This is a genomic window from Bradyrhizobium sp. CER78 (assembly GCF_029846235.1).
In the GTDB taxonomy this organism is placed as follows: Bacteria; Pseudomonadota; Alphaproteobacteria; order Rhizobiales; family Xanthobacteraceae; genus Bradyrhizobium.
Genome location: NZ_JARVWP010000011.1, coordinates 46466 through 70522 on the forward strand (window position 1 = coordinate 46466; position 24057 = coordinate 70522).

22 protein-coding genes and 1 pseudogene are annotated in these 24057 nt (G+C 62.7%); 14 read left to right on the forward strand and 9 right to left on the reverse strand.

The genetic code is table 11. The features are described from left to right. Window positions 1–62: 62 nt before the first annotated feature. Window positions 63–698, reverse strand: coding sequence for an alpha/beta hydrolase (locus QDT69_RS23265; protein ID WP_279708815.1), 636 nt, complete (start codon window positions 696–698; stop codon window positions 63–65). Further along, on the reverse strand, window positions 695–1633 hold the full coding sequence (locus QDT69_RS23270) for a ring-cleaving dioxygenase (protein WP_279708817.1): 939 nt from the start codon (window positions 1631–1633) through the stop codon (window positions 695–697). The genes QDT69_RS23265 and QDT69_RS23270 overlap by 4 nt, the downstream gene beginning before the upstream one ends. A gap of 128 nt (window positions 1634–1761) precedes the next feature. On the opposite strand from QDT69_RS23270, the gene QDT69_RS23275 reads away from it, so the two are divergent. Next, complete coding sequence (locus QDT69_RS23275) at window positions 1762–2658, forward strand: LysR family transcriptional regulator (RefSeq protein WP_279708819.1); 897 nt, start codon at window positions 1762–1764, stop codon at window positions 2656–2658. A gap of 10 nt (window positions 2659–2668) precedes the next feature. Next, entirely contained in the window at window positions 2669–3973 is a 1305-nt protein-coding gene (locus tag QDT69_RS23280; protein ID WP_279708821.1) for an adenylate/guanylate cyclase domain-containing protein, read from the forward strand. On the opposite strand, the gene QDT69_RS23285 is transcribed toward QDT69_RS23280, so the two are convergent. Genes QDT69_RS23285 through QDT69_RS23300 form a run of 4 tightly spaced genes read right to left on the reverse strand, consistent with a single transcriptional unit; the run spans window position 3970 to window position 8666 of the window. After that, complete coding sequence (locus QDT69_RS23285; protein ID WP_279708822.1) at window positions 3970–5082, reverse strand: alkene reductase; 1113 nt, start codon at window positions 5080–5082, stop codon at window positions 3970–3972. The genes QDT69_RS23280 and QDT69_RS23285 overlap by 4 nt on opposite strands. Before the next feature lie 47 nt (window positions 5083–5129). Then, window positions 5130–6278, reverse strand: a complete 1149-nt coding sequence (locus QDT69_RS23290; protein ID WP_279708823.1) for an FAD-dependent monooxygenase — start codon at window positions 6276–6278, stop codon at window positions 5130–5132. A gap of 41 nt (window positions 6279–6319) precedes the next feature. Then, window positions 6320–7429: an FAD-dependent monooxygenase gene (locus tag QDT69_RS23295; RefSeq protein ID WP_279708824.1), complete on the reverse strand. Its 1110-nt coding sequence runs from the start codon at window positions 7427–7429 to the stop codon at window positions 6320–6322. A gap of 28 nt (window positions 7430–7457) precedes the next feature. Beyond that, window positions 7458–8666: an MFS transporter gene (locus QDT69_RS23300; RefSeq protein ID WP_279708825.1), complete on the reverse strand. Its 1209-nt coding sequence runs from the start codon at window positions 8664–8666 to the stop codon at window positions 7458–7460. Window positions 8667–9011: 345 nt separating this feature from the next. Between QDT69_RS23300 and QDT69_RS23305 the strand changes: the two genes are divergently transcribed. From QDT69_RS23305 to QDT69_RS23315, 3 genes are read left to right on the forward strand one after another with little or no spacing between them, the layout of a single operon-like run. After that, window positions 9012–10313 (forward strand): cytochrome c, encoded by a 1302-nt coding sequence (locus QDT69_RS23305; protein ID WP_279708826.1) that lies wholly within the window; start codon window positions 9012–9014, stop codon window positions 10311–10313. 41 nt (window positions 10314–10354) lie between these two features. Then, complete coding sequence (locus tag QDT69_RS23310) at window positions 10355–10843, forward strand: 2Fe-2S iron-sulfur cluster-binding protein (RefSeq protein WP_279708827.1); 489 nt, start codon at window positions 10355–10357, stop codon at window positions 10841–10843. Beyond that, complete coding sequence (locus tag QDT69_RS23315; protein WP_279708828.1) at window positions 10840–13068, forward strand: molybdopterin cofactor-binding domain-containing protein; 2229 nt, start codon at window positions 10840–10842, stop codon at window positions 13066–13068. The genes QDT69_RS23310 and QDT69_RS23315 overlap by 4 nt, the downstream gene beginning before the upstream one ends. Window positions 13069–13120: 52 nt before the next feature. Here QDT69_RS23315 and QDT69_RS23320 read toward each other — a convergent pair whose 3' ends face one another. Next, entirely contained in the window at window positions 13121–13792 is a 672-nt protein-coding gene (locus QDT69_RS23320; RefSeq protein WP_279708829.1) for a TetR/AcrR family transcriptional regulator, read from the reverse strand. A 201-nt stretch (window positions 13793–13993) separates the two neighbouring features. Here QDT69_RS23320 and QDT69_RS23325 point away from each other — a divergent pair, with 201 nt between their 5' ends. From QDT69_RS23325 to QDT69_RS23340, 4 genes are read left to right on the forward strand one after another with little or no spacing between them, the layout of a single operon-like run. After that, window positions 13994–15244, forward strand: coding sequence for an FAD binding domain-containing protein (locus tag QDT69_RS23325; protein ID WP_279708830.1), 1251 nt, complete (start codon window positions 13994–13996; stop codon window positions 15242–15244). Window positions 15245–15282: 38 nt separating this feature from the next. Beyond that, window positions 15283–15582, forward strand: a complete 300-nt coding sequence (locus QDT69_RS23330; protein WP_279708831.1) for a DUF485 domain-containing protein — start codon at window positions 15283–15285, stop codon at window positions 15580–15582. Further along, complete coding sequence (gene actP, locus QDT69_RS23335) at window positions 15579–17237, forward strand: cation/acetate symporter ActP (RefSeq protein WP_279708832.1); 1659 nt, start codon at window positions 15579–15581, stop codon at window positions 17235–17237. The genes QDT69_RS23330 and actP overlap by 4 nt, the downstream gene beginning before the upstream one ends. A 28-nt stretch (window positions 17238–17265) precedes the next feature. Then, window positions 17266–17688 carry a hypothetical protein gene (locus QDT69_RS23340; RefSeq protein WP_279708833.1) on the forward strand — a complete coding sequence of 141 codons (423 nt, stop codon included), beginning with the start codon at window positions 17266–17268 and terminating at the stop codon, window positions 17686–17688. A 202-nt stretch (window positions 17689–17890) separates the two neighbouring features. On the opposite strand, the gene QDT69_RS23345 is transcribed toward QDT69_RS23340, so the two are convergent. Continuing rightward, window positions 17891–18829, reverse strand: coding sequence for a LysR family transcriptional regulator (locus QDT69_RS23345; RefSeq protein ID WP_279708834.1), 939 nt, complete (start codon window positions 18827–18829; stop codon window positions 17891–17893). A 111-nt stretch (window positions 18830–18940) separates the two neighbouring features. On the opposite strand from QDT69_RS23345, the gene QDT69_RS23350 reads away from it, so the two are divergent. From QDT69_RS23350 to QDT69_RS23360, 3 genes and pseudogenes are all read left to right on the forward strand, one after another. Continuing rightward, window positions 18941–19324 carry a nuclear transport factor 2 family protein gene (locus QDT69_RS23350; RefSeq protein ID WP_279708835.1) on the forward strand — a complete coding sequence of 128 codons (384 nt, stop codon included), beginning with the start codon at window positions 18941–18943 and terminating at the stop codon, window positions 19322–19324. Between the two features lie 29 nt (window positions 19325–19353). Further along, a pseudogene (locus tag QDT69_RS23355) lies at window positions 19354–20000 on the forward strand (hydrolase). A 2-nt stretch (window positions 20001–20002) separates the two neighbouring features. Next, complete coding sequence (locus QDT69_RS23360; protein ID WP_279708836.1) at window positions 20003–21196, forward strand: amino acid ABC transporter substrate-binding protein; 1194 nt, start codon at window positions 20003–20005, stop codon at window positions 21194–21196. A gap of 238 nt (window positions 21197–21434) precedes the next feature. Here QDT69_RS23360 and QDT69_RS23365 read toward each other — a convergent pair whose 3' ends face one another. After that, entirely contained in the window at window positions 21435–22343 is a 909-nt protein-coding gene (locus QDT69_RS23365) for a hypothetical protein (protein WP_279708837.1), read from the reverse strand. A gap of 127 nt (window positions 22344–22470) precedes the next feature. Between QDT69_RS23365 and QDT69_RS23370 the strand changes: the two genes are divergently transcribed. Next, complete coding sequence (locus tag QDT69_RS23370) at window positions 22471–22749, forward strand: metal/formaldehyde-sensitive transcriptional repressor (RefSeq protein ID WP_279708838.1); 279 nt, start codon at window positions 22471–22473, stop codon at window positions 22747–22749. 15 nt (window positions 22750–22764) lie between these two features. Continuing rightward, the gene (dmeF, locus tag QDT69_RS23375) at window positions 22765–24048 is read left to right on the forward strand and encodes a CDF family Co(II)/Ni(II) efflux transporter DmeF (protein WP_279708839.1); all 1284 of its coding nucleotides are present in this window, start codon (window positions 22765–22767) and stop codon (window positions 24046–24048) included. The last annotated feature ends 9 nt before the right edge of the window (window positions 24049–24057 follow it).

Genomic DNA, 24057 nt, shown 5'->3' on the forward strand with positions numbered 1-24057 from the left:
TCGACAGACCCACCGGTCGGCGGACCGCCTTTCCCAACGGCACACCGACCGAGGTCAGATTGTCAGGACACCGTCGCCTGGTTCCTCGTCTCGGCAATCCACGTGCGGCCGAGCGCAATGTCCGCCTGCGAGAGCTGATGGCCGACCGGCAGTATGCGATGGTCGACCTTGGCTCCCGCCGCCGACAGCATGGCGGCCAGTGCGGCGGCATTGTCGGCCGGCACGATGGGGTCTTGCTGTCCGGACAGCACCAGGACCGGCTTTCCGTCGAGCTGCGCGTCCGGGGGATCCGTCAGCGGCACCATGGCGCGAAACAGGATCGCTCCCGACAGCACGTGCGGATCCATCAGCATGAGAGCGGCGGCGATATTGGCGCCGTTCGAGTAGCCGACGGCCAGCGGCGCGTCGATGCCGTATCGGCTACGCGCGCCCTGGACGAACTCGCCGAGTTCAAGTGCACGATGGCGAACGTCCTCCTCGTCGAAAACCCCTTCCGCCAAACGACGGAAGAAGCGCGGCATTCCGCTTTCGAGCACTCGCCCGCGTGGCGCCAGCAGCGGGGATCCCGGCGAGATCATGGCGCCGAGCTGCAGCAGATCGTTTTCGTCACCGCCGGTGCCGTGAAGGAGCAGCAAGGGCGGAGCATCCGCCCTGTTGCCGGCTTCGAAGCGATAAATGAACGGAGACTTCGCGGTCATGACGCGGCTCCTTGAAGCTTGGGCAGCACGCCCTCGATCTCCTTGCGGTGCGGCTCGAGGAAGCTCGGCAGCTTCAGGTCGCGGCCAAGCGTTTCCAGCGGCTCGTCGACCGCGAATCCCGGAATGTCAGTCGCGATCTCGAAGAGGACGCCGCCCGGCTCCCGGAAGTAGATCGAGCGGAAGTAGTTGCGGTCCTTCTGCTCGGTGGGATGCAGCCCATGATTGCTGACGAGGTTCTGCGCCATGATTGCCTGCTCGGCATCATCCTTCGCCCGGAACGCGATGTGGTGCACGGAGCCGCGGCCCTGGCTGCCGCGCAGAAAGCCCTTCGCCTCATAGATGTCGACGATGTTCCCCTGCGCATCGCCGGGTACCGTGAAGCGCGTGACCGATCCCTCCCGCGCGGTCTCGCGGAAGCCGAACACGTCGGTCAGGACCTTTGCAGTCTTGGTCGCGTCGTCGAGCAGCAGCGTGACGCCCTGGAAACCGCGGATCGCGTGTTCCGCCGGTACGTCGCCGTTGCTCCAGGCCGGTTCATCCTCGGCGCCGGCGACGCCGACGAGCGCGAGCGCCATTCCGTCCGGGTCGGAGAAGGCGAGCACGGACTCGCCGAAACGCTTTTCGAGCGCCTCGAACTTGATGCCCTTCTCGAGGAAGCGCTGGGTCCAAAAGCCCAGCGAACGCTGTGGCACGCGGAACGTGGTCTGATGGGTTTCGCCAACGCCGCGACGACCTGCGGGGGCTCCGTCCCACGGGAAGAAGGTGAGGATCGAGCCCGGCCGGCCGGCCTCGTCGCCATAATAGAAATGGTAGGTGGCCGGATCATCGAAATTGACGGTCTTCTTGACGAAGCGCAGTCCGAGATCGCGCGTGTAGAAGCCGAAGTTCTTTTGGGGGTCGCCTGCGATGGCGGTGACGTGATGGATGCCTGACACTTTTTGCCCTCCGGGTCCGTACGAGCCGCTTGGCTCTTGAGACGAGATATCGGATGGCTTTGATTTAAGGACAATCCATGATCATATGACATGACTGTCTACGAAATAGCGACAATATGGATCGAGGGATGGATAAAGTCACCAGTCTGCAGGCTTTCGTGAAGGTGGTCGAAACCGGCAGTTTCTCCGAAGCGGCCCGCCAGTTGCGCCTGTCTAGGTCCGCCGTCAGCAAATACATCGGCGACCTGGAGGAGAGCCTCGGCGTCCAACTCCTCAATCGCACGACGCGGCACGCCAGCCCGAATGAGAATGGCCAACTCTATTTCGAGCGCGCGCTAGTCATTCTTTCGGAGATTGATGCGGCCGACCAGGCCGTCACGCACTTGCAGTCAGCTCCCCGCGGTCTTCTGCGAATCAATGCGCCGATGTCCTTCGGCACGATCAGGCTTGGACCGGCGCTCGCCGACTTCATGGTCAAGTATCCGGAAATGCAGCTCCAGCTTGTGCTGAGCGACGATCTCGTCGATCCCGTCCAGGACGGTTTCGACGTGACCCTACGAATCGCGGAGCTCGAATCATCGAGCCTGATTGCACGAAAGATCACGCCCATGCCGAGGGCGATCTGCGCGTCGCCCGAGTATCTCGATAAGCATGGTACCCCATCGCACCCGCGGGACCTGCGCGATCACGCCTCGCTGACCTACGGCTTCCTGCTTACAGGCAACCAGTGGAAACTGACAGGCGCGGACGGGGAGCACTGGATCCAGCCCGCCTGGTCGCTGTGCGTGAACAACGCGGAAGTGTTGCGTGATGTCGCCGTCAAAGGCAGAGGAGTGGCGTTGATACCCAAGTTTATCGCCGGAGAGGCAGTCAAGAACGGAGAGTTGAAGGAGATACTGAAAGACTTCCGGTCGCCGCCGCTTACACTGTATGCGATCTATCCGCCGACGCGACATTTGTCGGTGAAGGTCAGGCTCTTCATCGATTTCCTCGTCGAACGCTTTGGCCACGAAGCCGATGCGTGAGGGAGTTGCAATGGCTTCCAGGCTCGTCGATCCGTCGCCTCGATCCTACCCCCCATCGGTTTCGTTCGTGCGCAGGGCCGGCCCCATTTTACGCGCCGTCGGCGAGACCGACACGTTCGCCGACATCCAGAACTGGCTTCTGGAGGAAGCTGCCACTGAGCGTGAAATGCTTCACCTTCTAGTCAAGCTGATCACGCGAATGAAGGCTGCCGGCTCTTTGGTCGACCGCCTGACCCTGCATATCGGAACGCTCCACCCCCAGTTGGTCGGGTTCGCATGGGTGTGGAATAGCGATGACGGCTTCTGCGACGAGGTCCGCGTGGCCGACGCAACGGTAGCTTCCGATGCGTACAAGCTCAATCCGCTACAACGTATTGTCGAAACAGGGGAGACAATCAGGCGCGAGCCGAACGATCTTTCCGCGCAGGCCGAATTTCCTATCATGGCCGAACTGGCGGCCGCCGGCATGACTGACTACGCGGCGATTCCGCTGTGCGGCCTGGATTCGAGAAATGTCATTACCATCGCGACGAAGTCGCCAGGTGGCTTTCGCGAGGCCGAGTTCGACTGTCTGATGGATCTTTTCAAGTTGTTTGCTCTGCATGTGCAGAGGCACAGCGAACTGAGAATCTCCGAGAATGCGTTGGGTGCCTATCTCGGATCGGGCGCTGCTGCCAAGGTGCTCGAAGGTGCGATCAAACGAGGTGCTGGAGACTCGATTCGCGCGGTGATTTGGGTCTCGGACCTCAGAAACTTCACGAAGATGTCGGACGCCTTAGCGCCGGCGGATATGCTCGTGTTGCTCAATGCATATTTCGAGGCGATGGCCAGCGCCGTTTCCGCCCACGGCGGCGAAACCCTCAAGTTCATCGGCGACGGTATGCTCGCCGTGTTTCCAGTGACGGAGGGTGTCGCCGAAGCTGCACGCGCGGCCGCGTCGGCGGCAAGAGAGGCGATCGCCAGGCTCGAGGCCTACAGTCGGAAAATCCGCGTCGCATCCGCCGCCAAAGGCCAACCCTTGCTCCGGGCGGGCATCGTCCTTCATGAAGGGGAGGTGTTCTTCGGCAACATCGGCGCTCCGGACCGTCTGGACTTCACGGTCATCGGTGCAGCCGTCAACGAGGCCTGCCGCGTCGAAGCACTGACCAAGACGATCGGCCGGGATCTTCTCATGACCGAAGCCGTGGCCAGGCACCTCCCGCACGATGTGGAGCATCTCGGCGAGCACCAGTTACGGGGCGTCTCCGCCCGGATGGCCGTGTATGGATTGCCGGATGACACCTCCAAACGTCGCGCGCGGCTCTGTCCGCCCTAGCCTCGGCCGACGGTCGTTTCGAGGCTTGGATAGTCGAGATATCCTGTATCTGAGCCACCATAGATGCCGATCCGTTGCGGCGCGTTGTACGGGCCGCCGGCTCGAATCCGTGCCGGGAGATCGGGATTGGCCAGGAAGAGGCGCCCAAAAGCGACGGCGTCCGCCTCGCCGGAGCTGATGATTCCTGCGGCGCGCTCCGGAGTAATACCCGCATTGACAATGAGCGGCCCGCTATAATGGCCGCGGATCATGGAATGCATCCGCTCGTAGTCAGGCGCTCCTGTCCAGGCGTTAGTGTCGGCAAGGTGCAGATAGGCAAGGCAGGCGGTCTGCAGCCAACGCGCCAGTGGCCCATAAGTGTCTTCAGGTTTCGGGTCGCGCGTGCTGTTGTAATCCGCGAAAGGCGAAAGCCGCAGTCCTATCCGCGAAGGCGGCATGACCTCGGAGATTGCCGCGACGATTTCTTGTAGCAGCCTGGAGCGGCCTTCGGAGTTGCCGCCATAGCCGTCGGTGCGAAGATTGATGGTCGGAGAAAGAAACTGATGGATCAAATAGCCGTTGGCGCCGTGGATCTCCACGCCGTCGAAACCCGCACGAACAGCGTTGGCGGCCGCAACTCTGAACTCGTCTACGACATCCTGGATCTCACCAAGCGTCATCGCGCGTGACGATGTCGCCGCGATCCGCACATATGCTCCGTTGGCGAGGAGCGCCCACACCTGCAATGCGTCCAGATCGTCGTTGACCCCCGAGGGCGACAGCGGTTGCTCTTCGGACAATAGACCGCGCGCGCTTGCGCGCCCGGCGTGCCAGAGCTGCGCGACGATGCGTCCGCCCTTTTCGTGGACCCGATCGACAACCGCTTTCCATCCCTCGGTCTGTTCGTCCGTCCAGAGACCTGGCGTTCGGTCAAATGCCCGGGACCGCGGTCCTACGTTGATGCCTTCGCTCACAATGAGACCGGCGCCCGCACGCGTTGCGTAGTATTCAGATGCGGTCGGATTGATGACGCCGGCCTCGTTGGCGCGCGACCGCGTCATCGGGGCCATAACGATTCTGTTCGCCAGATCGAGCGCGCCCAGGTTCGTCGGATGGAAAAGATCGGTCATGTTTCTTACTCCTTCGAGATTCGATTCTTGCGTCGAGATCCAACGAGCTAGTCGGTGCTTCTTTCGCGCGACCAGCGATTCCCCAGCGCGAGGCCGTATTGATAGAGAGCGTTCCCGTACTCGAGCTGCAGCCGCTCGGTGGACTGGAGCGCAATATCGACGTTCGCGCGTGCCGACTTCAGAGCCCGTGCGAGGACGGAAGCCTCATAAGCAGCCTTGGCCGTTCCTCCCGCGGTGTGGGGCCGCACGACGAACGCGGCGTCGCCGGTCAGCAGGATGCGACCGAACAGCGTCTCCGGGACCGTCACGTCGCGTATGGTCTGGAGGAAGGGGTCCCGGGTTTCCGAGACCAGTGCGGCCATCTTGGGATGGAGCTCGCGTGAGGCATACGCGCTCAGCGCAGCAATGGTTCCATCTGGCGTCGTACCCCGCGGAAGCGAGGATCGATGTTGGACGCCGTTCTTGTCAGTAAGCACGTGGGTCAGGTCGTCCGGAGCGACGTGTACATACCAGACCCAATTCAGACGGCGCGAACCTGGTGAAACAGCGCCGTCGCGTCCAGGAATGAAATACGCCAGCATATGCCCGCCGCTGCGGGCCTCGGAGAAAGTGAAGAGATCGTCGAAAAAGGGCAGAAGATCGTGCGGCACGTCGCGCTCATCGAGCGTACCCCTCCAGGCCACATAGCCGGCGTATCGCGCCTCGACATCGGGAAGCAGCCTTCGCCGCATCGCAGACCCCGAACCATCAGCTGCTATGAATAGATCGCTTTCGATCACGGTGCCGTCGCTCAGGGTCGCCGAGACCCTGGAGCCGATCTGGGTTACCGCCTTCACCTCGGAGCCTGCGCGATAGCATTCGTCCGGAACGGCCGCCCGCAACGCTGCGTGGATGGCTTCCCAGGACGTGAACTCCTGCGGCATGTCTTGAAGGATGCCGTCCCCGCCGTCGTGGTCGAGATACCGTCGTCCGCGGCAGGATGTGAAGGGAAGGGGCCCCGCGCCGTTGTCTTCGAGCAGCCGTATCAATTCGTTCTGAACCACGATCCCGGCCCCTCGGGCCATCATCGGGCCGGGGGTACGTTCGTGCACGCTGACTGTCGCACCAAGCTTTCGAAGGACGATCGCATTGCAAAGCCCGGCGACCGACCCGCCGCTGATCGCTACTGTGAAGCCGTGCTCGGAATGCCAACTCATCTTCTTCTCCCAATCCGTACCCTCGAAGACCACGCCGGTGCTCACATCAGATGGATGCCAAGTTCGCGACCGGACGCGGCGATAGCCCTGCCTGCTTGAGCGCGTTCCTCGACAAAGTTGCGTAGCGCGCTCTCGAGCGGAGCCAATGACAGATGCTTTTGCAGCGCCATGGCGTCCGCTGCAGCCTTCGCGATTCCCATCCCGGTGTGCGGTCGCACCACAAACGCCGCGTCTCCCACCAGGGCGATCCGTCGTGATACCATCCGTTCGGATTCATAGTCGAAGATGCCCTGCACGAAGGGTTGGGCGGTCGCTTCGATCGCGGCAGCGAAGGAGCGCGGGAGCAGCCGTCTCGCATCGTCGACCAGTCGTTCGCGTGCGCGATCGGACAGGGCGGCCGGCGGCAGTGAGTATGGATGAATCCGGCCCTCGCGGTCCGTGAGGACCTCATCGCGTGCGCTGGGTCCGGCCGCAGGCCGATACCAGACCCAATTGTATCTCCTGCGTCCGGTCTCGGTTTCTCCGTTGGGACCGGGCACCAGAAAGCCGATGATGTGGGACTGGGGCATTCGAAAATATGCGAAGCGGTCGAGGAGCTGCTCTGCCGCATGGCTCGGCAGAGCAGCTTCCGGAAGTAGACCGCGCCATCCGACGTAGCCGGCATACGAATTCGTGGCGGAAGGGCGGTCGACTACGCGACGCGCGACGGACGCTATCCCATCAGCGCCGACGACCAGTTCCGCGATCGCCTCGCTTCCGTCAGCGAAGCGAATGTTGACCCGGTCGGCCTCCTCGCGTAGGTGCTCGACCTTCCTGTCCAGTAGATATGCCCCTTCCTTCATGTGCTCCCGGAAGACACGATGGATGGAATCCCACGATAGCTGCATCTGAGGTGGCATCTGCGTGACGACCGCAGATTCCGCGCCGTCGAATACGATGCGTTCTCGTGCGACGACGCCGACCCGTGCCACGTGTTCGCATCCGGAGGCCCGCAGGATTGCGAAGGTCTCCCGCTTGCCCAGGAGGCCCGCGCCGCGTCCCTCAAGCCCATGGACCGAGCGTTCGTAGACCATGACATCGTGTCCATGCTGTCGAAGCAGCGTTGAGGTGAATAGTCCTGCGAGAGAACCCCCGACGACCGCGATGCGCATGCCTGATAATCTCCGGGTCGCCGATGCTTCAGTGAAGCGACGCGTTGCCGGTCCGGGATGCGAGCGTCGGTAGCTGCAGCAGCAGGCCCGCGGCCGCAAGCACAGCCCCGTAGCCGCAGACACCGAGCCAGGACAGATGCGCATAGGCCCAACTCGCGCCGAGGGATCCGAGCGAGCCGCCGAGGAACATCGCGGTCATGAACACGGTATTCAGCCGGCTGCGCGCCTCCGGGCGGAGCGCGAAGATCAAATGCTGATTTGAAACCAGCGCGGCATTGACACCGACATCCAGCAACACTACTCCGACGACCAGTCCCGCGACGGCGTTCCAGCCGGCGAAAACCACCCATGAGAAAAGCGATATGGCAGCGGCGATCGCGACCACGAGGTGAGAACCCCGCCTATCGGCGACGCGACCTGCGAGGGGCGCAGCAAGAATGCCCGACGCTCCGATGACACCGAACAGGCCGGCGATTTCCGGTCCGAGTCCGAATGCGGGTTCCTGAAGGTGCAGAGATAGCACGGTCCAGAAAGCGATGAACGAGGCGAACAGCATCGCTTGCGTCGCCGCGGCGAGGCGCAGCGCAGGCTCCTCGACGAGGAGGTGCACGAGCGAACGCAGCGCGGCAACGTATCCGATCTTTTGCGTCGCATGGTGCCGCGGCAGGATCGAACGGACCAGCGCGGCGGCACCGAGTGCCAAGGGCGCGCCCAGCCAAAACATCTCACGCCATCCGAAATGCGATCCGACGAAGCCGGCGATGGTGCGACTGAGGAGAATGCCGCCCAATATTCCACTGACGACCGTTCCGACGGCAGCTCCTCTGGTCCGATCGTCGGCAAGCGTCGCAGCGAATGGGACGATCTGCTGGGCCACCGTGGCCGCCACGCCCAGCGCGAGCGAGGCCGCGATCAACGTGGCCGCGGAGGGAGCGGCCGCGGCGAGTGCGAGAGCCGCCGCGAGAACGATGAATTGCGCAGCAATGAGGCGCCGGCGCTCGACAAGGTCACCCAACGGCACCAGCAAGAGCAAGCCGACGGCGTAGCCGAATTGTGTGGCCGTCGGGATCAGACCGATTATCGAAGAGTTCGGGAAGTTTGCCTCGATCAGGCCGAGCAAAGGCTGGTTGTAGTAGATGTTTGCGACCGCGATCCCTGCGCAAACCGCCATCGCGAATGTACGCGCCCGTGTGAGCTCGGGCGCCTTTTGGGCCGTCGTAATCGTTGACGTCTGCATCGCTGCAATCCTCGTTCGCCGGTGCGCCGTTCAGTGTCCACGTCGCCGGCTCTTGACTTCAAGCAGGTCCGAAGTTAATTATCAATTGATAAATAACAAGGCGTCGTCACGAACTGATTGCGGCCTGTGTTTATCGGTGCGCGAACGCGGCCCGTGCGCCGGCTCTTCGCGCGCGAATCCGTTGCTTACCTACGCCTCGAGCAAGCGGGTGTATTGGACGTCGTGCGCATGCTTTGGATTGGCTCGCCGCGCTGTGATCGGGAGATCGTGCAAGCCGCGCGCGAAATTGAAAAGAAGCTGCTTCGATCCTCCTGATATGGCGATCGCATCCGGGAGGAAAGGGCGATGAGGCTCAGGTTTGTTCTTCTTGTGCTGATTGCGATCGGTGCGCTCGGCGGCACCGCGGCGCTTCTCTATGCGTGGGAATCGCCAATTCCTCCCATTGATCCGCGGTCGTTCGGCGCGCCGGATCGGGCGCTGGTACGTCGCGGAGCCAGCCTTGCGCTCATTGGGGACTGCGCCACATGTCATACGGCACCCGGCGGAGTCCCCTATGCGGGAGGGCTCGCGATGCCGACGCCCTTCGGGACGATCTACTCCACCAACATCACCCCCGATCCGGAAACAGGCATCGGGCGATGGTCGATGCAGGCGTTCATTCGTGCCCTGCGGTCCGGGGTTGATCGGGAAGGCCGCCATCTGTACCCGGCTTTCCCGTACGATCATTTCACGCGCGTGTCGGACGATGACGCGAGGGCGCTCTACGCCTTCTTCATGTCGATCGATCCAGTCAATTCGTCCGCACCATCCAACGCGCTTCCGTTTCCGCTCAACGTGCGTCTGACATTGGCTGGCTGGAAGCTCCTCTTCTTGCGCCAGGCGCGTTTCGTCGCCGACCCGTCGAGGGATGAAAGGTGGAACAGGGGAAAGTATCTAGTCGATGGACTGGGCCACTGCGGTGCCTGCCATTCTCCGCGAAATCTGCTCGGCGCAGAAAAGGCGTCAGCCGAATTTGAAGGTGGCGAGGCCGAAGGCTGGCGAGCCTATGCGCTCGGCCGATACTCGCAATCGCCCGTCGCATGGGACGAAGCCGCCCTCACGGATTACCTCGCGCACGGCTCGCATCCTCTGCATGGGACTGCGCAGGGGCCCATGGCGAACGTGGTCGACAATCTGGCCCAGGTCGATCCTGCGGACGTGAGCGCGATGGCCTACTATCTCGCCTCGCTCGGCAAAGGTGAGGGGCAGAACAAATCGGAGCGAGCTCCTTCGGGGCCGGGACATCTGCCGCAGGCCGCCGGGACGCAGGCGGCGACGCCTTCTATTCCATCCGACGGAGGCGGCGCGATCTACGCCACCGTCTGCGCGTCGTGCCACGAGGGCGACAGACCTCTACCGCTGGGCGGCGCGAGACTCGATCTCTCCACTGCGCTCACGGACGACACACCCGCCAACCTGATCAACCTGGTGATGAAGGGCATACCGGCGGCTGGCGCTTCCGCGCGTCCGATCATGCCGGGTTTTGGCGACGTCCTCGGCGACCGTCAGATTTCGGATCTCGCCAACTATCTGCGTAGCAGGTTCGCGGGGAGGATCCCGTGGGGCGGGCTGGCCAAAGCGGTTGTTGAAGCAAGAGGCGGCCGGTGAGCGCGCGTCCCTCAAGAACTCGAGAGGCTTAGTGAAGCATCATGACGACGTTGATCATCAACGGTGAGAGCCGATCCGTCGAAGCGAGCCCTGACACGCCGCTGCTCTACGTTCTCAGGGACGAGCTTGGCCTGAACGCCGCGAAATACGGTTGCGGGCTAGGCCAATGCGGAGCTTGCACCGTCATCGTCGATGGCAAGGCGGTCTTCTCCTGCGTAACGCCGGTAACGGTGCTGGAGGGGCGTGCAGTCACCACGCTGGAAGGACTCGGAAGCCATGATGCGCCTGGCCCGATGCAGCTGGCGTTCATCGCCGAGCAGGCCGCACAATGCGGCTATTGCATTCCCGGCATGATGATGCGTGCTCAGGCGTTGCTAAATCGCGATCCCCACGCCACCGATGAAGCAATCAGAGCGGAATTGCAGCCTCATCTCTGCCGCTGCGGCACGCATATGCGGATCTTGCGTGCGATCCGGCGCGCGGCGGACGAGATGAGGCCGAAGGCAGAAGAAGCGGGGACAGGCCGATGACTCAAACTATCTCTCGGCGCAGCGCACTCGCCGGCGCCGGCGCGCTCATCGTCGCCCTCCGGCTGTCCGGAACGCATGCACAGACCGAAACTGGTACCGGCAGCGGTCCGTCGAAGCATGGTTTGCCGGGAAGCCTCGACGACACGCCGCGGATCGACGCCTGGATTCGCATCGATGCGTCGGGCGCCGCTTCGATCCTCACCGGAAAGGCCGAGCTTGGTCAGGGTCTCAAGACGGCGCTTCTTCAGGTCGCCGCGGAGGAGCTGAAATTGCCGCTCGGCCGGCTATCGCTGGTTACGGCTGACACGGCGCGGACGCCCAACGAAGGCTACACAGCTGCCAGTCACTCGATCCAGGACTCCGGTACCGCGATCAGGCATGCCGCAGCGCAAGCGCGAGAGCTACTCAAGGACGAGGCGGCTCGCAGGTTCGGTGTGCCCGCCAACGCACTTCAGGTCCGCAACGGCCAGGTGTTCGGCGTTGACGGCAAGCGCATCTCCTACGGCGAGTTGGTTCGCGATCAACTGCTGTCGGTCGACGCCACCCCGACCTCGCGCCTGACCTCGCCTGCAGACTTTACCGTGATGAGCCAGCCAGTGCCGCGGGTGGATATTCCCGCCAAGGTGACGGGTGGGGTGGCTTACGTCCAGGATATGCGCCCTGACGGGATGCTGCACGCTCGAGTCGTCCGGCCGCCGAGTTACGGCGCCACGTTGCGGGACTGCGATACTTCTCCAGTTGAGAAGATGCGGGGAGTCGTCAAGGTCATACGCGACGGCAATTTCCTCGGCGTCATTGCGGAACGCGAGTGGACCGCGGTGCAGGCAATGCGAACGCTCGCGGCCACCACGACCTGGATCGAACGGCAGGAGCTGCCGGATGAGGTGGATTTGCCGGCCGCGCTGATGAATCTACCTTCACGCGACACGACCATTCATGACACTGGAAGTCCGGGTAACCCGGGAATTTTGGTCGAGGGCACCTTCAGCAGACCCTATCTGACGCACGGATCGATCGGACCGGCATGCGCGCTTGCGCAATTCGCGGATCAAAAGCTCACGGTGTGGACTCATACTCAAGGCGTGTTCTTCCTGCGCGACGCGATCGCGGGCATGCTGCGGATGCCTGCCGAGAACGTCCGCTGCGTCCACGCGGAAGGCGCCGGGTGTTACGGCCACAATGGCGCCGATGATGCCGCAGCCGATGCGGCGATGCTCGCCCTCGCAGTGCCCGGGCGGCCGGTCAGGGTCCAACTGATGCGCGAGCAGGAACACGCTTGGGACCCATTCGGGCCCGGCATGGTGGTCAAGCTGAAGGCGACTGTCGGAGCCGACGGAGCCATTTCCGATTGGCACCATGAAGTCTGGAGCCAGTCGCACATGATGCGGCCCGGACCGCCGGGGACGCTGATCGCCGCCAGACTGAAGTCGGACGCCGCTCCCCCGGCGCCGCCCGTCGCCCTTGCACAGCCCGAAGGTGGCGGCGATCGGAATGCGGTTCCGCTCTACGCGATCGCAAACTGCAAGGTGATCAGCCACTTCCTGCCCGACATGCCCTTGCGCGGCTCGTCCATGCGCTCGCTGGGCGGCTATCTCAACGTCCTCTCGATCGAGAGCGTCCTTGATGAACTGGCAGTCCGTTCGGGCCAGGATCCCGTGGCGTTCCGGCTTCGACACATCGAAGATCCACGCGCGCGCGACGTCATCGAGGCGGCGGCGTCGCGTTTCGGATGGACCGCGCGCGTCAAGTCTTCGGAAAGCACCGGTTTCGGGTTCGGTTTCGGACGCTACAAGAATCTCGAAGCCTGGTGCGCCGTGGCGGTCGAGATCGAAATCCCCCGATTGAGCGGCGTGGTTGGCATCCGTCGCGTCGTGGCGGCGGTGGACACCGGGCAGATTGTGAACCCGGATGGGGTCCGCAACCAGATCGAAGGCGGCATCCTGCAAGCCGCGAGTTGGACGCTGTTCGAGCGGGTGACGTTCGACCGAACCCGCGTGACGTCGGTGGATTGGTCGGCCTATCCGATCATGCGCTTCGATAGCGTTCCCGAGTCAGTCGAGGTCCATCTGGTGGATCGGCCGGGCGACGCCTTCTATGGCGTCGCCGAGGCTGCGCAAGGACCGACCGGAGCCGCGCTTGCCAACGCAATCAGGGACGCAACGGGCGTTCGGTTACACCAGCTTCCTTTGACGCCGGCACGCATCAGGAAAGCGATCGCGAGGTGACAGGCATCTCCTGATCAATGGAGGCCTTGTCCTTCGGAGCGGAGACGCACGCCTACACGGTTTCCTTTGCCGGCAGGACAGAGCGAATGCCGCCGAGAAATGTTGTCACCTTCGCGTCGATGATCGAGTTGACGTCCGTTTCGAGCGGCATCGAATAGATGAACTTGCGCACCCCGAGATAGAAGATTGCTGCGTGGAGGCCCCAAACCATCTCGATTTCGAGAACGGTGATCGGAAGGTCGCGGGTCGACGGGCGCCCGTACTCGAACCTGATTTCCTCAATCAGCCTCTCGAATGCGCGTTCGCGCAGCATCTTGAGATAGCGTGCGTTCAATCCGAGGTCCTTGAGGCCCGCAAACATAAACAGGCGGATCCACTCATAAGTGAGAATGACCCCAGCGTACTCGCGATAGAACTGGATCAGCCTGGTTTTGAGCGGGACCGAGCGATCGGTGATGATTGCCTCCCATGAAGGCTTCCATCGTTCGACGAACACCTCCTGATAGACCCGCTCGATGAGGGCTTCCTTGCTCGGGAAGTAGCGATAGAGCAGGGGCTGGGTGATCCGCAGCCGTCTCGCGAGCTCGCGGGTTTGCCCCTCGAATCCATACTCGGCGAAGAATGAGACCGCCTCTCGCGCGATGATGCCTTCCCGCTCGGACGGGTCCAGCCTTTGCTGCTCTCGGATAGGCGTCCTAGAACGCGCTCTGTTGGGCTTCTTCACACCGGATTCGTGGGTTTGAGGGGCAAATCTGTAGCTTCATACACTGATTTGCTGCCGGAGCCGATCCCGGAGCCCCTGTCACTTTTTGTTTATCAAATGATAAATAAGTATTGACGTGGATCAATGCCGGGCACATAATTGATCAAATGATAAATAACGATGACGTTGACCGGTCCAACCGCGCCGAAGGGAGGCTGCTTGATGACCAAAGGTCGCCGGACGCAGGAAGCACAGCCGAGAGCACTCGTGATCGGCGGATCCATGGCCGGGCTATTCGCGGCGTTGCTGCTGCGCCGGCAAGGCTGGGACGTTGACATATACGAACGCATCGGCGCCGAACTGGCTGGCCGAGGCGCCGGGATCGTCACGCACGGCGAGCTGTTCGAGGTGTTGGCTAGGGCGGGCATCGACACCGACGCGGCCGCTGTCGGAGTCGCCGTTCCGGGGCGACGCGTGCTCGATCGCTCCGGCCGCATTGAAGGCGAGCGCGAGTTGAGTCAGGTGCTGACGTCGTGGGGACATCTTTATGGGCTTCTGAGGGCCGCTCTCCCGGCCGAAAACTACCACCACGGCAGCAACCTTGTGGAAGTTACGGAGGCCGCCGACCGGGTGGTGGCGCGCTTCTCCGACGGCTCTGAAGCTTCAGGCGATCTTCTGATCGGCGCAGACGGCCTGTTTTCGTCCGTTCGCGCCCGGCTCGCGGCGGATGTCCGGCCCAGATACGCTGGATATGTCGCTTGGCGGGGCCTCGTCGACGAACGGGATCTGTCGCGCCGGACGCGCGCGGAATTGTGCGACTGGTTTGCCTTCAGTCTTCCTCCAGGGGAGCAGATGCTCGGTTACCCCGTCGCCGGCGCCAACGAGGAGATGAATGTCGGAGAACGGCGCTTCAATTTCGTTTGGTACCGCCCGGCCGACGCCGACCATGGGTTGGGCGATCTCCTGACCGATGTCGACGGTGTCAGGCACGAACTATCCATTCCGCCGACGCGGATTCGTCCGGACGTGATCGCTTCCATGCGCCGGGACGCAGAGCGACTTCTCGCTCCGCAGTTCGCGGAGGTGGTCCGCCTCACGCAGCAGCCCTTCATTCAAGCCATCCTCGATCTCGAGACGCCGCGCATGGCGCTTGGATCTCGAACCGTGATCCTGGGCGATGCCGCCTTTGTGGCCAGACCGCATGTCGGCATGGGGGTGACGAAGGCTGCCGGCGACGCGGCCGCGCTTGCCGATGCGCTACGGGCCCATCCGGAGGATCTCGCCGCCGCGCTCGCCAAATTCGAATCCACCCGGCTGCGCTTCGGAGCGGCGGTCGTTCGACGTGCGCGCGATCTCGGCGCCTACATGCAGGCGCAGATCGCCACCGCCGAACAACGCGCGATGGCGGAGCTGCACCGCAGCCCCGAAGCGGTGATGGCGGAGACCGCCGTCACGACGGGGATCGCCGCATGAACGGATGCAAAAGCTCAAGAAGGGAGGACGACCAACCGATGGACCTGCAAGCCATTCAAGATAATCCAGCGTTCAGACAGCTTGCGAGCGAGCGCGCGCGTCTTGGTGTCGGCATGTCGATCGTCATGGCGACCGCATACTTTGCCTACATCCTGACCATCGCATTCTGGCCCCGCTTGCTCGGGCATCCACTCTGGGGCGGCACCGTGATCACGTGGGGCGTGCTGATCGGCGTTGGTCTGATCGCGCTCGGATTCCTGCTCACGGCGCTCTATGTCCGCCGAGCCAATTCCCGTTTCGATCGGCTCAATCAGCTGCTGCTGGAGGATTTTCGATGATCTCGCGTTCGGCCTGCGTCGCTTTCCTGGCAACCGCATTCGCCTTGGCTTCCTATCCCGCTGCAGCCGATGCGCTGACAGGCGCGGTCGGGACGCGGCAGTCGCTGAATGTGACGGCGATCGCCATGTTCCTCGCTTTTGTCGCCGTCAGCCTCGCCATCACATGGTGGGCGGCGCGACGCGGCACGAACACGGCAAAGGACTTCTATGCCGCCGGCGCCGGCCTCAAGGGCGTCCAGAATGGGCTTGCGATCGCGGGCGACTACACCTCGGCCGCGACGTTCCTCGGCGTCACGGCGCTTGTCTACACGTCGGGTTATGACGGCATGATCTATGCGATCGGCTTTCTCGTCGGCTTCCCGATGATCCTGTTCCTGATCGCGGAGCCGCTCCGCAACCTCGGCCGCTATACCTTCGCCGACGTCGCGGCGTATCGGCTGTCGGAAGTGCCGGTGAGGGCGGTTGCCGGCGTCAACACCCTCGTCATCGTGGTGTTCTATCTGATCGCGCAACTGGTCGGGGCGGGAAAGCTCATCCAGCTCCTGTTCGGGCTTCCCTACATCTACGCCGTCGGCATCGTCGGTGGATTGATGATGGTCTATGTGACCGTCGGAGGCATGCTCGCGACCACCTGGGTGCAGATCATCAAGGCCGTGCTCTTGATGTCGGGTTCGGTGCTGATGTCGATTCTGATTCTCGGCCATTTCGGCTTCAGTCTCGAGGCGCTCTTCCGGGAAGCCGTTGCTCTGCACCCGAAGGCTGACGCGATCATGGCGCCCGGTGGTCTCGTCAAGGATCCGGTGTCGGCGATTTCTCTCGGATTGGCTCTGATCTTCGGCACCGCCGGGCTGCCGCACATCCTGATGCGTTTCTTCACCGTGAGCGATGCGCGCGAGGCGCGCACGTCCGTGCTGGTCGCGACAGGTTTCATCTCGGTCTTCTACAGCCTGCTGTTCGTCCTCGGCTTTGGCGCCGTAGCGATCGTCTCGGCGAATCCCCAGTTTAGGGATGCGTCGGGCGGGCTGCTTGGAGGCGTGAACATGGTTGCCCTGCACCTGGCGGATGCTGTCGGCGGCTCGCTGCTGCTCGGGTTCATTTCCGCGGTGGCGTTCGCGACCATCCTCGCGGTGGTGTCCGGGCTGACGCTCGCAGGCGCTTCGGCGGCGAGCCACGATCTCTATGCTCGCGTGATCCGCAAGGGGCGTGCGGGCGAACGGGAGGAGGTGCTTGTCTCGAAAGCCGCCGCTGTTGCGATCAGCTTGCTGTCGATGGGGCTGGGTGTCCTGTTCGAGAACCAGAACATCGCATTCATGGTCGGGTTGGTTTTCGCGATTGCGGCGAGCGCGAATTTCCCGGTCATACTTCTCTCGATCACGTGGCCCGATCTCACCACGCGAGGAGCGGTGAGTGGATCGGTTGTCGGTCTGCTGGCTTCGGTCGGACTGGTAGCCCTCAGCCCGGGTGTGTGGACTGCCACGTTCAAGCTCGGAGCAGCGCCGTTCCCTTACGACAATCCAGCGCTGGTCTCGGTTCCGCTGGCCTTCGCCGTGACATGGGCGGTGTCGGTATTTGACCGGAGCGCCGCGGCTGCCTCGGTTCGTGCATCCTTTGGCGCCCAGCATGTTCGCGCGCAGACCGGCCTCGCTGCCGAATGACGGCTTTTGGAGATAAGGAGAAACGACCATGAACGCTGATGTAACGGATAAGGGTAGGGCCGCCTGGCCCGAGGTCATCCGCAGGGAATTCGATGCCAATCAGTTCAACGGGCGAGTTGGCACTCGGCTCCTGTCCGAAACGGATCGCGTCCGGGTCTGGGAGATCCGGCTGGCTCCCGGCGAGCGCATCGGATTTCACCGACACGTGCTGGATTACTTCTGGACCGCAGTGACGCCGGGGCGGGCGCAATCGCACGCAGAGGACGGGACGATCGCCGAAGCCGTGTATTCAGCTGGCGAGACCCGGCACTTCATGTACGGAAAGGATGAGTACAAGATTCACGATCTCAAGAACGTCGGGGATACCGACCTGTGGTTCACCACGGTGGAGTTCCTCGACAGCGCCAACGCTTCTCTCGAGCTTCGCCATGATGCCGCTCAAGCGGTCTGAGGCGACGATGCTCTGTTGCTTACTCGCCCGAATGAGATGTCGCGACGTTTCCGATCTGCGAAACCGGTATCGCGCTGTAAGGTGAGGCAAAGCTGGCCGGCCCCTCTTCGCCGGGACGGATGATATTGAGAAATTCCCTCCTGAAACTGTGATTTTTGCGGAACGCGCTAGGAAGCGTTCCGCATGCATTCCGCGGCAGCGCTCATCTTTCCGCTGAAAATCGCTGCGCCAGATCTTGTTCGCGGAATTCTGCGGTGATGTGGTCGATGAATGCGCGGGTTTTGGCTGGCAGCAATTTCCGGCTGGTATGGTAGAGCGATATCGCACCGAGATCAGAGTGCCAATCCGGCAACAGACGTCGCAGCGCGCCGCTTTTGAGATGCCGCTCCACAAAAGGCATGGCGATCATCGCCACACCTAAGCCCATCAGGGCCGCACGGCATATCGCCTCGGGATCGTTGGCCACTATGCGGGCTTTGTGTTCCAGGGTCGCTTCGTCGCCTTTGCGATTGCGCATTCTCCAGACGCGTAAGCGAGCGGTTTGCGGCGAGCGCATGGAGATTCCGTCGAACATCGCCAACTCATCGGGGTGCCGTGGCGGCCGGCGGCCCTTCAGGTGGACCTTCAGATAGTCCGGCGAGGCTACTGCGACGACATGCAGGGGCGCCAACCGCTGGGCCACCACGCCCGGCGCCAATTCCATGCCGCCGCCGATCGCAGCGTCAAAGCCCTCGCCAATCAAATCGACCTGACGGTTCTCGAAACTCCAATCCAGATGAACCCCGGGATAGTGCGTCATGAAGGCCGGCATCAGCGGCAACACGTAGTCCAGGCCAAAAGTCAGGTTCACGCTCAACTTCAGCACGCCGGCGGGCACGCCTGAGTGCGCCGTCACATCGGCGATGGCCGCCTGGATGGACTCCACTCCGTCCGTGACCGACGCAAGGAACCGATCGCCGTCCTCGGTCAGGCTCAGGCTACGGCTGCTGCGCTGAAACAACCGGATCCCCAGGTTGCGTTCCAGCATGGCCACGTTGCGGCTGATGGCAGCGGGCGTGACCCCCAGCCGCCGCGCCGCGGCGGAAAAGCTGCCGCACTCGGCGCTGCGGATGAAGGATTCCAGGTTGGCCAATGTTTCCATACGGCGATCTTAAACCAATCGTTGAAGTTAGTTCCATCCGTCAGTGACTAATATTATCAGATCACGCGGCTAAGCTCTTTGCCTCCAAACCATCGAGACGAGGCCGCGGCAATGTCCATTCAGCCGGAAACTTCCAGCGACTATGACCGGCTGATGCAGGCCAATCTTGGCCGCGTGTTCAGCGAGCGCGACCCTAAGCGGCGCATCGCCGCAATCAGTGAACTCTACGCCAAAGACGCCGTGCTCTATGAGCAGGACGCTGCGGCGAAGGGTCATGCGGCGATCGATGCTGCTGCGGCAGCGGTCCTGTCGAGTCTGCCGCCGGATTTCGCTTTCAAGGCGATCGGACCTGCGATTGGTCACCACGGCGTCGGCCGGCTGCGCTGGCAGGCGGGACCGCCCAACGGACCGGTCGCTGTCACCGGCATGGATGTCGCCCACTTCGAGAACGGGCGCATCCATTCCCTCTACGTGTTTCTCGAACCTGCCGCCTGAGCCGCGCTCAGCCTTCACAAGGAGTATCTATGCCTAAGACCGGTCTCGGCGCTCTGTTGCGCCCTGAGGACAGCATTCTCGTGCTGATCGACCACCAGCCGTATCAGTTCGCCAACCTGAACAGTCACGACCGTCGATGATCGTCAACAATGTCATTGGCCTTGCCAAGACGGCGAAGGTCTTCAACGTGCCGACGATCCTGACCACGGTGCTCGCCGAGCGCGGCGGCCATCTGATCAAGGGGCTGCAGGACGTGTTCCCGGACCAGAGGCCGATCGACCGCAGCTTCATCAACACCTGGCAGGACGCGAACGTCGCCGGCGCCGTCAAGAAGACCGGGCGCAGGCAGGTCGTGCTGGCAGCGCTGTGGACTGAAATCTGCCTGGCCATGCCGGCGATCCAGGCGCTCGGCGAAGACTATGACGTCTTCATCGTCACGGACGCATCGGGCGGCGTGTCGGTGGAAGCGCATGACATGGCCGTGCGGCGCATGGTTCAGGCCGGCGCCGTGCCGATCACCTGGCTCGCCGTGCTGGGTGAATGGCAACGCGACTGGGCGCGTGAGGAGACGGCAGCCGGTGTCGGCGGCGTCATTCTCGAACATGGCGGCGCCAGCGGCGTCGCGCTCGCCTGGGAAATGCAGCTTCTCGCCACCGGCGCCAAGGCCGGCACCTGACCATGCAAGACCCGCTCTCGCCTGTCCGCATCGGCTACTGCCTGTCGCTGACAGGCCCACTCGCGGGCAACAGCCGATCGGCCCGCCTCGCCCATGACATCTGGCGGGAAGACATCAACAACAGGGGCGGCCTGCTCGGCCGCCCCGTCGAGTTGGTCTGCTACGACGATCAGGCGCAAGCGTCACGCGTCCCGGGCCTCTACACACGGTTGATTGACGAGGACAAGGTCGATCTGGTTATCGGCGGCTATGGCACCAACACCATTCTGCCGGCCATGCCTGTGATCATCGAGCGGCAACGTTTCTTTGTCGGATTGATGGGGCTGGGCGTCAACAACGCGCTCGCCTATCCCAACTACTTCGCCATGATTCCAACCGGGCCGGATCCGAACGCCGCGCTGACCGAGGGCTTCTTCATGCTCGCGGCCGAGCAAACGCCGCGGCCGACAACGGTGGCGCTCCTTTCGGCGGACGCTGAATTCTCCAAGTACCCTATCCTCGGTGCCAAAGCCAATGCTGAGAAATATGGCTTCAGGATCGTCCATGAAGCTACCTATCCGCTGACGACCGAGAATTTTGTGCCTGTCATCGACGCCGTCGCCGGAAGCGGCAGCGATCTGCTGTTTCTGTGCTCCTATCTCAACGACTCGATTGGCCTCGTGCGCGCGATCCACGCGCATCCGTTCCGTCCGAAAATGGTTGGCGCCAGCATGATCGGCCCCCAGAATACCGCGGTGAAGGCGGCGCTCGGCCCGTTACTGAATGGCTTCATCAACTACGAATATTGGGCGCCGGTCCCCAAGATGATGTTTCCCGGCGTACAGGAATTTCTATCTACCTATCAGGCCCGCGCCCGAGATGCCGGTGTCGACCTTTTGGGGCACTACATGGCGCCGCTGGCCTATGCCCAGATGCAGGTCGTCGCTCAGGCGGTCGAAGCGACCGGCGGCCTCGACGATGCCAACCTATCGGCCTATGCAAGAGGCGCAATCTTCGAGACCGTCATGGGAGCCGTCCGCTTCGGGACAAATGGTGAATGGCAGGACCCCCGTGTGCTGCAGGTCCAGTTCCAAGGAATTGCAGGTGGCGAGGTCGACCAATTCCGCAATGGATCGCGACAGATCGTGGTATCGCCTCCGGGCTTTACCTCTGGAGCGCTGCGCTTTCCTTATGCGGATGCGCTGTCAGCTAGATGAAGTGCGTATTTCGATTGCGCTCAACTGGAGTGCGCTCACCCGGCATTGGTCTTCAGGCATCGCGCATTTCGCGCTCATGATAGCTTCGCAGATCCAATCACCCGCAACCAACATGCAATCATCGTACATTCGAGCGGTGCCGAAGGGGTCGGCGTACAGCTTCGCGGCTCTGGCGGCTTTCCGAGGGCGCTTCGGCGAAGGCGAACCTGACCGCCGCGGTGGGTGGCGGATGCCCCTGTCACCACGTTATCTGGTTGTTCGCGGGCTGTTCGCGTAAGAGCGGCTTGCCGAACAGCGAGGGCACGAGGTCGTCCAGGAAAAGCAGCAGCTGTGCGCGGAAGCCTGGGCCAGTCCCGCCAGCGCGATTGAGCGGGATGATCGCTTCCGCCGACGCCTGCCAGGCGACCGCTACGTAGGCGACACCAGGATTTGCCGTGGCTGCGGTTACTTGCCCGCGTGGACTGTCGAACCTGAACTCGACAAGCGGAACCCATTGGTTCAGGGGCTCCTCCTTTGGCGGTCCGCCGTTGAAGCGGCTCGTCAGGTAGAGCGTGCTGTATTGGACCGAGAAACCCCAGTGCAGCGTTTCAACGGCCGGCGAGGGCACGGTGTTGAAGCCACCAGTCACGAGATTCGGTGCGAGCGCCATGCCGCCCGAACCGATCGGGACTTCATCGACGACCGCGCCCGTGATGGCGAATGGCCGTAGCCACGAAAAAGAGTCGGGGAGATCGCCGAACCCCTTGCCGAAGAAGATGCCTGGCTGGATCGTGTTAGGAGCGTCGGCGCCGATCGCGACCGAGCCGGAATGACCGATGCCCCAGGCGAGGCCGATCGAGACCAGCGTTTCATGGCGGTTGTCACGATAGGCCTCGTATTTGAGGCCGATGCTGGTCTTGTCGAAGCCGGAGGTGCGACCGGTCGGCCAGGTCTGATGGACCCACGTGCTGTCGATCGTGAAGGCGAGCGTCGGCGTGAGAAGCCGCGCAAAGGAGGCGTTGATACGGTTCTCGACAACATCGCTGCCCTGAGCGGGATAGCCGAGGTAGTTGAAGTTCGGCAGGATGAGCTCGTCGGCGACGGCGGGATCGTCGAAGGTCATGGTGCCGTCGAAGTATCGATTGCCTGCGATGCCGTGCGCCTGCACGGACTGTGTCCAAAGCATCTGCAAGAGCAGGAACGCTCCGCTCCGAAGCAGGGTCGCCTTCACGAACATGCGCCCGCCAGCATTTTGTTGCTTGATCCATATAGGGTACCTCCCTATATTAGACAACATGTCGCACACGATCAAGAACAAGTCGAAACTCGTCGGACGCGTCCGGCGCATCAAAGGGCAGATCGAAGCGGTCGAGCGCGCCCTCGAGTCCGAGATTGGTTGCGCAGACGTGCTGATGCTGGTCGCATCGGTGAGAGGCGCCGTGAACGGGCTGACGGCCGAGCTTCTCGAAGATCACATCCGTCATCACGTCGTCGATCCTGCGCATGAGAAAGACGCGGAGAAGGCCAGAGGTGCCGCCGACCTCATCGACATCGTACGGACGTACCTGAAGTAGCGAACGAGGACTGCCATGAGCGATGCCAGCGGCGCGGCCTTTCCGGGCCTTCATAGCCATGTTTTCCTTTCCGATGACCACCAGAAGAGCGAACGAAAAACCTGGGCGGTGATCTGGCTTTGCAGCGCGATGATGATCACCGAAATTGTCGGTGGTTGGCTGTTTGGATCTATTGCGCTGATCGCCGACGGACTTCACATGAGCACCCACGCGGGTGCCCTGTTGCTCGCGGCGCTCGCCTATACCTACGCCCGGCGTTATGCCGATGATCCGCGGTTTACTTTCGGGACTGGCAAGCTCGGAGATCTGGCTGGATTCACCAGCGCCATCATCCTGGCAATGATCGCGCTGCTGATCGGCTATGAAGCCATCAGTCGCTTCGTTTCCCCGGTTCCGATCCATTTCGCCGAAGCGATACCCGTTGCGCTCCTAGGCCTTGCAGTAAACGTCGCCAGTGCGTGGCTGCTCAGCGGGGGTGGCCATCATCATGACCATGGACATGGTCATACCCACGGGCACGGCCATAGCCACGACGCCCATCATGACGATGACGAAACCCACCGAATCTCGACCGCTGAAGGTGACGTGGTCCTGGAAGTGTTCGAGGATGACGTTCCGCCGCGTTTCCGGCTCCGCGCCGAAGCTGGCCCGGGACTTCTGGCCGCGACTTCGTCGATCGAGACGGTGCGACCGGACGGTGCCCGGCAAGTCTTCGTACTCGAGGATTGCGGCGACTACCTCGAATCGATTGACGAAATCCCCGAGCCGCACGCGTTCACGGCCAACGTCAGGCTGGGCGAGCAGACATATCCCGTACAGTATGAAGAGCATGAGCACGCGCATGGCTCGGCGGCGCGAGATCACAACATGCGCGCTGCTGTCATCCATGTTCTGGCGGATGCCGCGGTATCGGTGCTGGTCATCGCTGGCCTTTTGCTTGCTCGCGCTTTCGGCTGGCTCTGGATGGACCCGCTGGCAGGGCTCGTCGGCGCGTTCGTGATCGCAAGCTGGTCGTTCGGCCTTATCCGCGATACCGGTGCTATCCTCCTCGACATGAATCCCGACCGCCGCATGGCTGACAATCTCAAACGTTCAATCGAGAACGATGGCGATCGGCTTGCGGATATGCACCTCTGGCGACTGGGTCCCGGTCACCTTGGGGCCATCCTCTCCGTGGTGACGGCAACCGAGCGGAGCGAACAATACTACCGGGCCAAGGTGGCGCGGTTCCGGTCGCTCTCGCATCTGACCATTGAAGTCAGGCACGTCAATCCGGCAGCCACAGGCAGCGTTCCTTGACGGCTGGTC

Excerpts from the sequence above, each read along its gene's own strand:
- QDT69_RS23280 (WP_279708821.1), top strand. The coding sequence starts at position 2,669 with ATGGCTTCCAGGCTCGTCGATCCGTCGCCTCGATCCTACCCCCCATCG.
- dmeF (WP_279708839.1), top strand. The coding sequence starts at position 22,765 with ATGAGCGATGCCAGCGGCGCGGCCTTTCCGGGCCTTCATAGCCATGTT.
- QDT69_RS23325 (WP_279708830.1), top strand. The coding sequence starts at position 13,994 with ATGACCAAAGGTCGCCGGACGCAGGAAGCACAGCCGAGAGCACTCGTG.
- actP (WP_279708832.1), top strand. The coding sequence starts at position 15,579 with ATGATCTCGCGTTCGGCCTGCGTCGCTTTCCTGGCAACCGCATTCGCC.
- QDT69_RS23340 (WP_279708833.1), top strand. The coding sequence starts at position 17,266 with ATGAACGCTGATGTAACGGATAAGGGTAGGGCCGCCTGGCCCGAGGTC.
- QDT69_RS23345 (WP_279708834.1), bottom strand. The coding sequence starts at position 18,829 with ATGGAAACATTGGCCAACCTGGAATCCTTCATCCGCAGCGCCGAGTGC.
- QDT69_RS23350 (WP_279708835.1), top strand. The coding sequence starts at position 18,941 with ATGTCCATTCAGCCGGAAACTTCCAGCGACTATGACCGGCTGATGCAG.
- QDT69_RS23300 (WP_279708825.1), bottom strand. The coding sequence starts at position 8,666 with ATGCAGACGTCAACGATTACGACGGCCCAAAAGGCGCCCGAGCTCACA.
- QDT69_RS23275 (WP_279708819.1), top strand. The coding sequence starts at position 1,762 with ATGGATAAAGTCACCAGTCTGCAGGCTTTCGTGAAGGTGGTCGAAACC.
- QDT69_RS23290 (WP_279708823.1), bottom strand. The coding sequence starts at position 6,278 with ATGAGTTGGCATTCCGAGCACGGCTTCACAGTAGCGATCAGCGGCGGG.
- QDT69_RS23330 (WP_279708831.1), top strand. The coding sequence starts at position 15,283 with ATGGACCTGCAAGCCATTCAAGATAATCCAGCGTTCAGACAGCTTGCG.
- QDT69_RS23310 (WP_279708827.1), top strand. The coding sequence starts at position 10,355 with ATGACGACGTTGATCATCAACGGTGAGAGCCGATCCGTCGAAGCGAGC.
- QDT69_RS23265 (WP_279708815.1), bottom strand. The coding sequence starts at position 698 with ATGACCGCGAAGTCTCCGTTCATTTATCGCTTCGAAGCCGGCAACAGG.
- QDT69_RS23305 (WP_279708826.1), top strand. The coding sequence starts at position 9,012 with ATGAGGCTCAGGTTTGTTCTTCTTGTGCTGATTGCGATCGGTGCGCTC.
- QDT69_RS23285 (WP_279708822.1), bottom strand. The coding sequence starts at position 5,082 with ATGACCGATCTTTTCCATCCGACGAACCTGGGCGCGCTCGATCTGGCG.
- QDT69_RS23360 (WP_279708836.1), top strand. The coding sequence starts at position 20,003 with ATGCAAGACCCGCTCTCGCCTGTCCGCATCGGCTACTGCCTGTCGCTG.
- QDT69_RS23370 (WP_279708838.1), top strand. The coding sequence starts at position 22,471 with ATGTCGCACACGATCAAGAACAAGTCGAAACTCGTCGGACGCGTCCGG.
- QDT69_RS23315 (WP_279708828.1), top strand. The coding sequence starts at position 10,840 with ATGACTCAAACTATCTCTCGGCGCAGCGCACTCGCCGGCGCCGGCGCG.
- QDT69_RS23295 (WP_279708824.1), bottom strand. The coding sequence starts at position 7,429 with ATGCGCATCGCGGTCGTCGGGGGTTCTCTCGCAGGACTATTCACCTCA.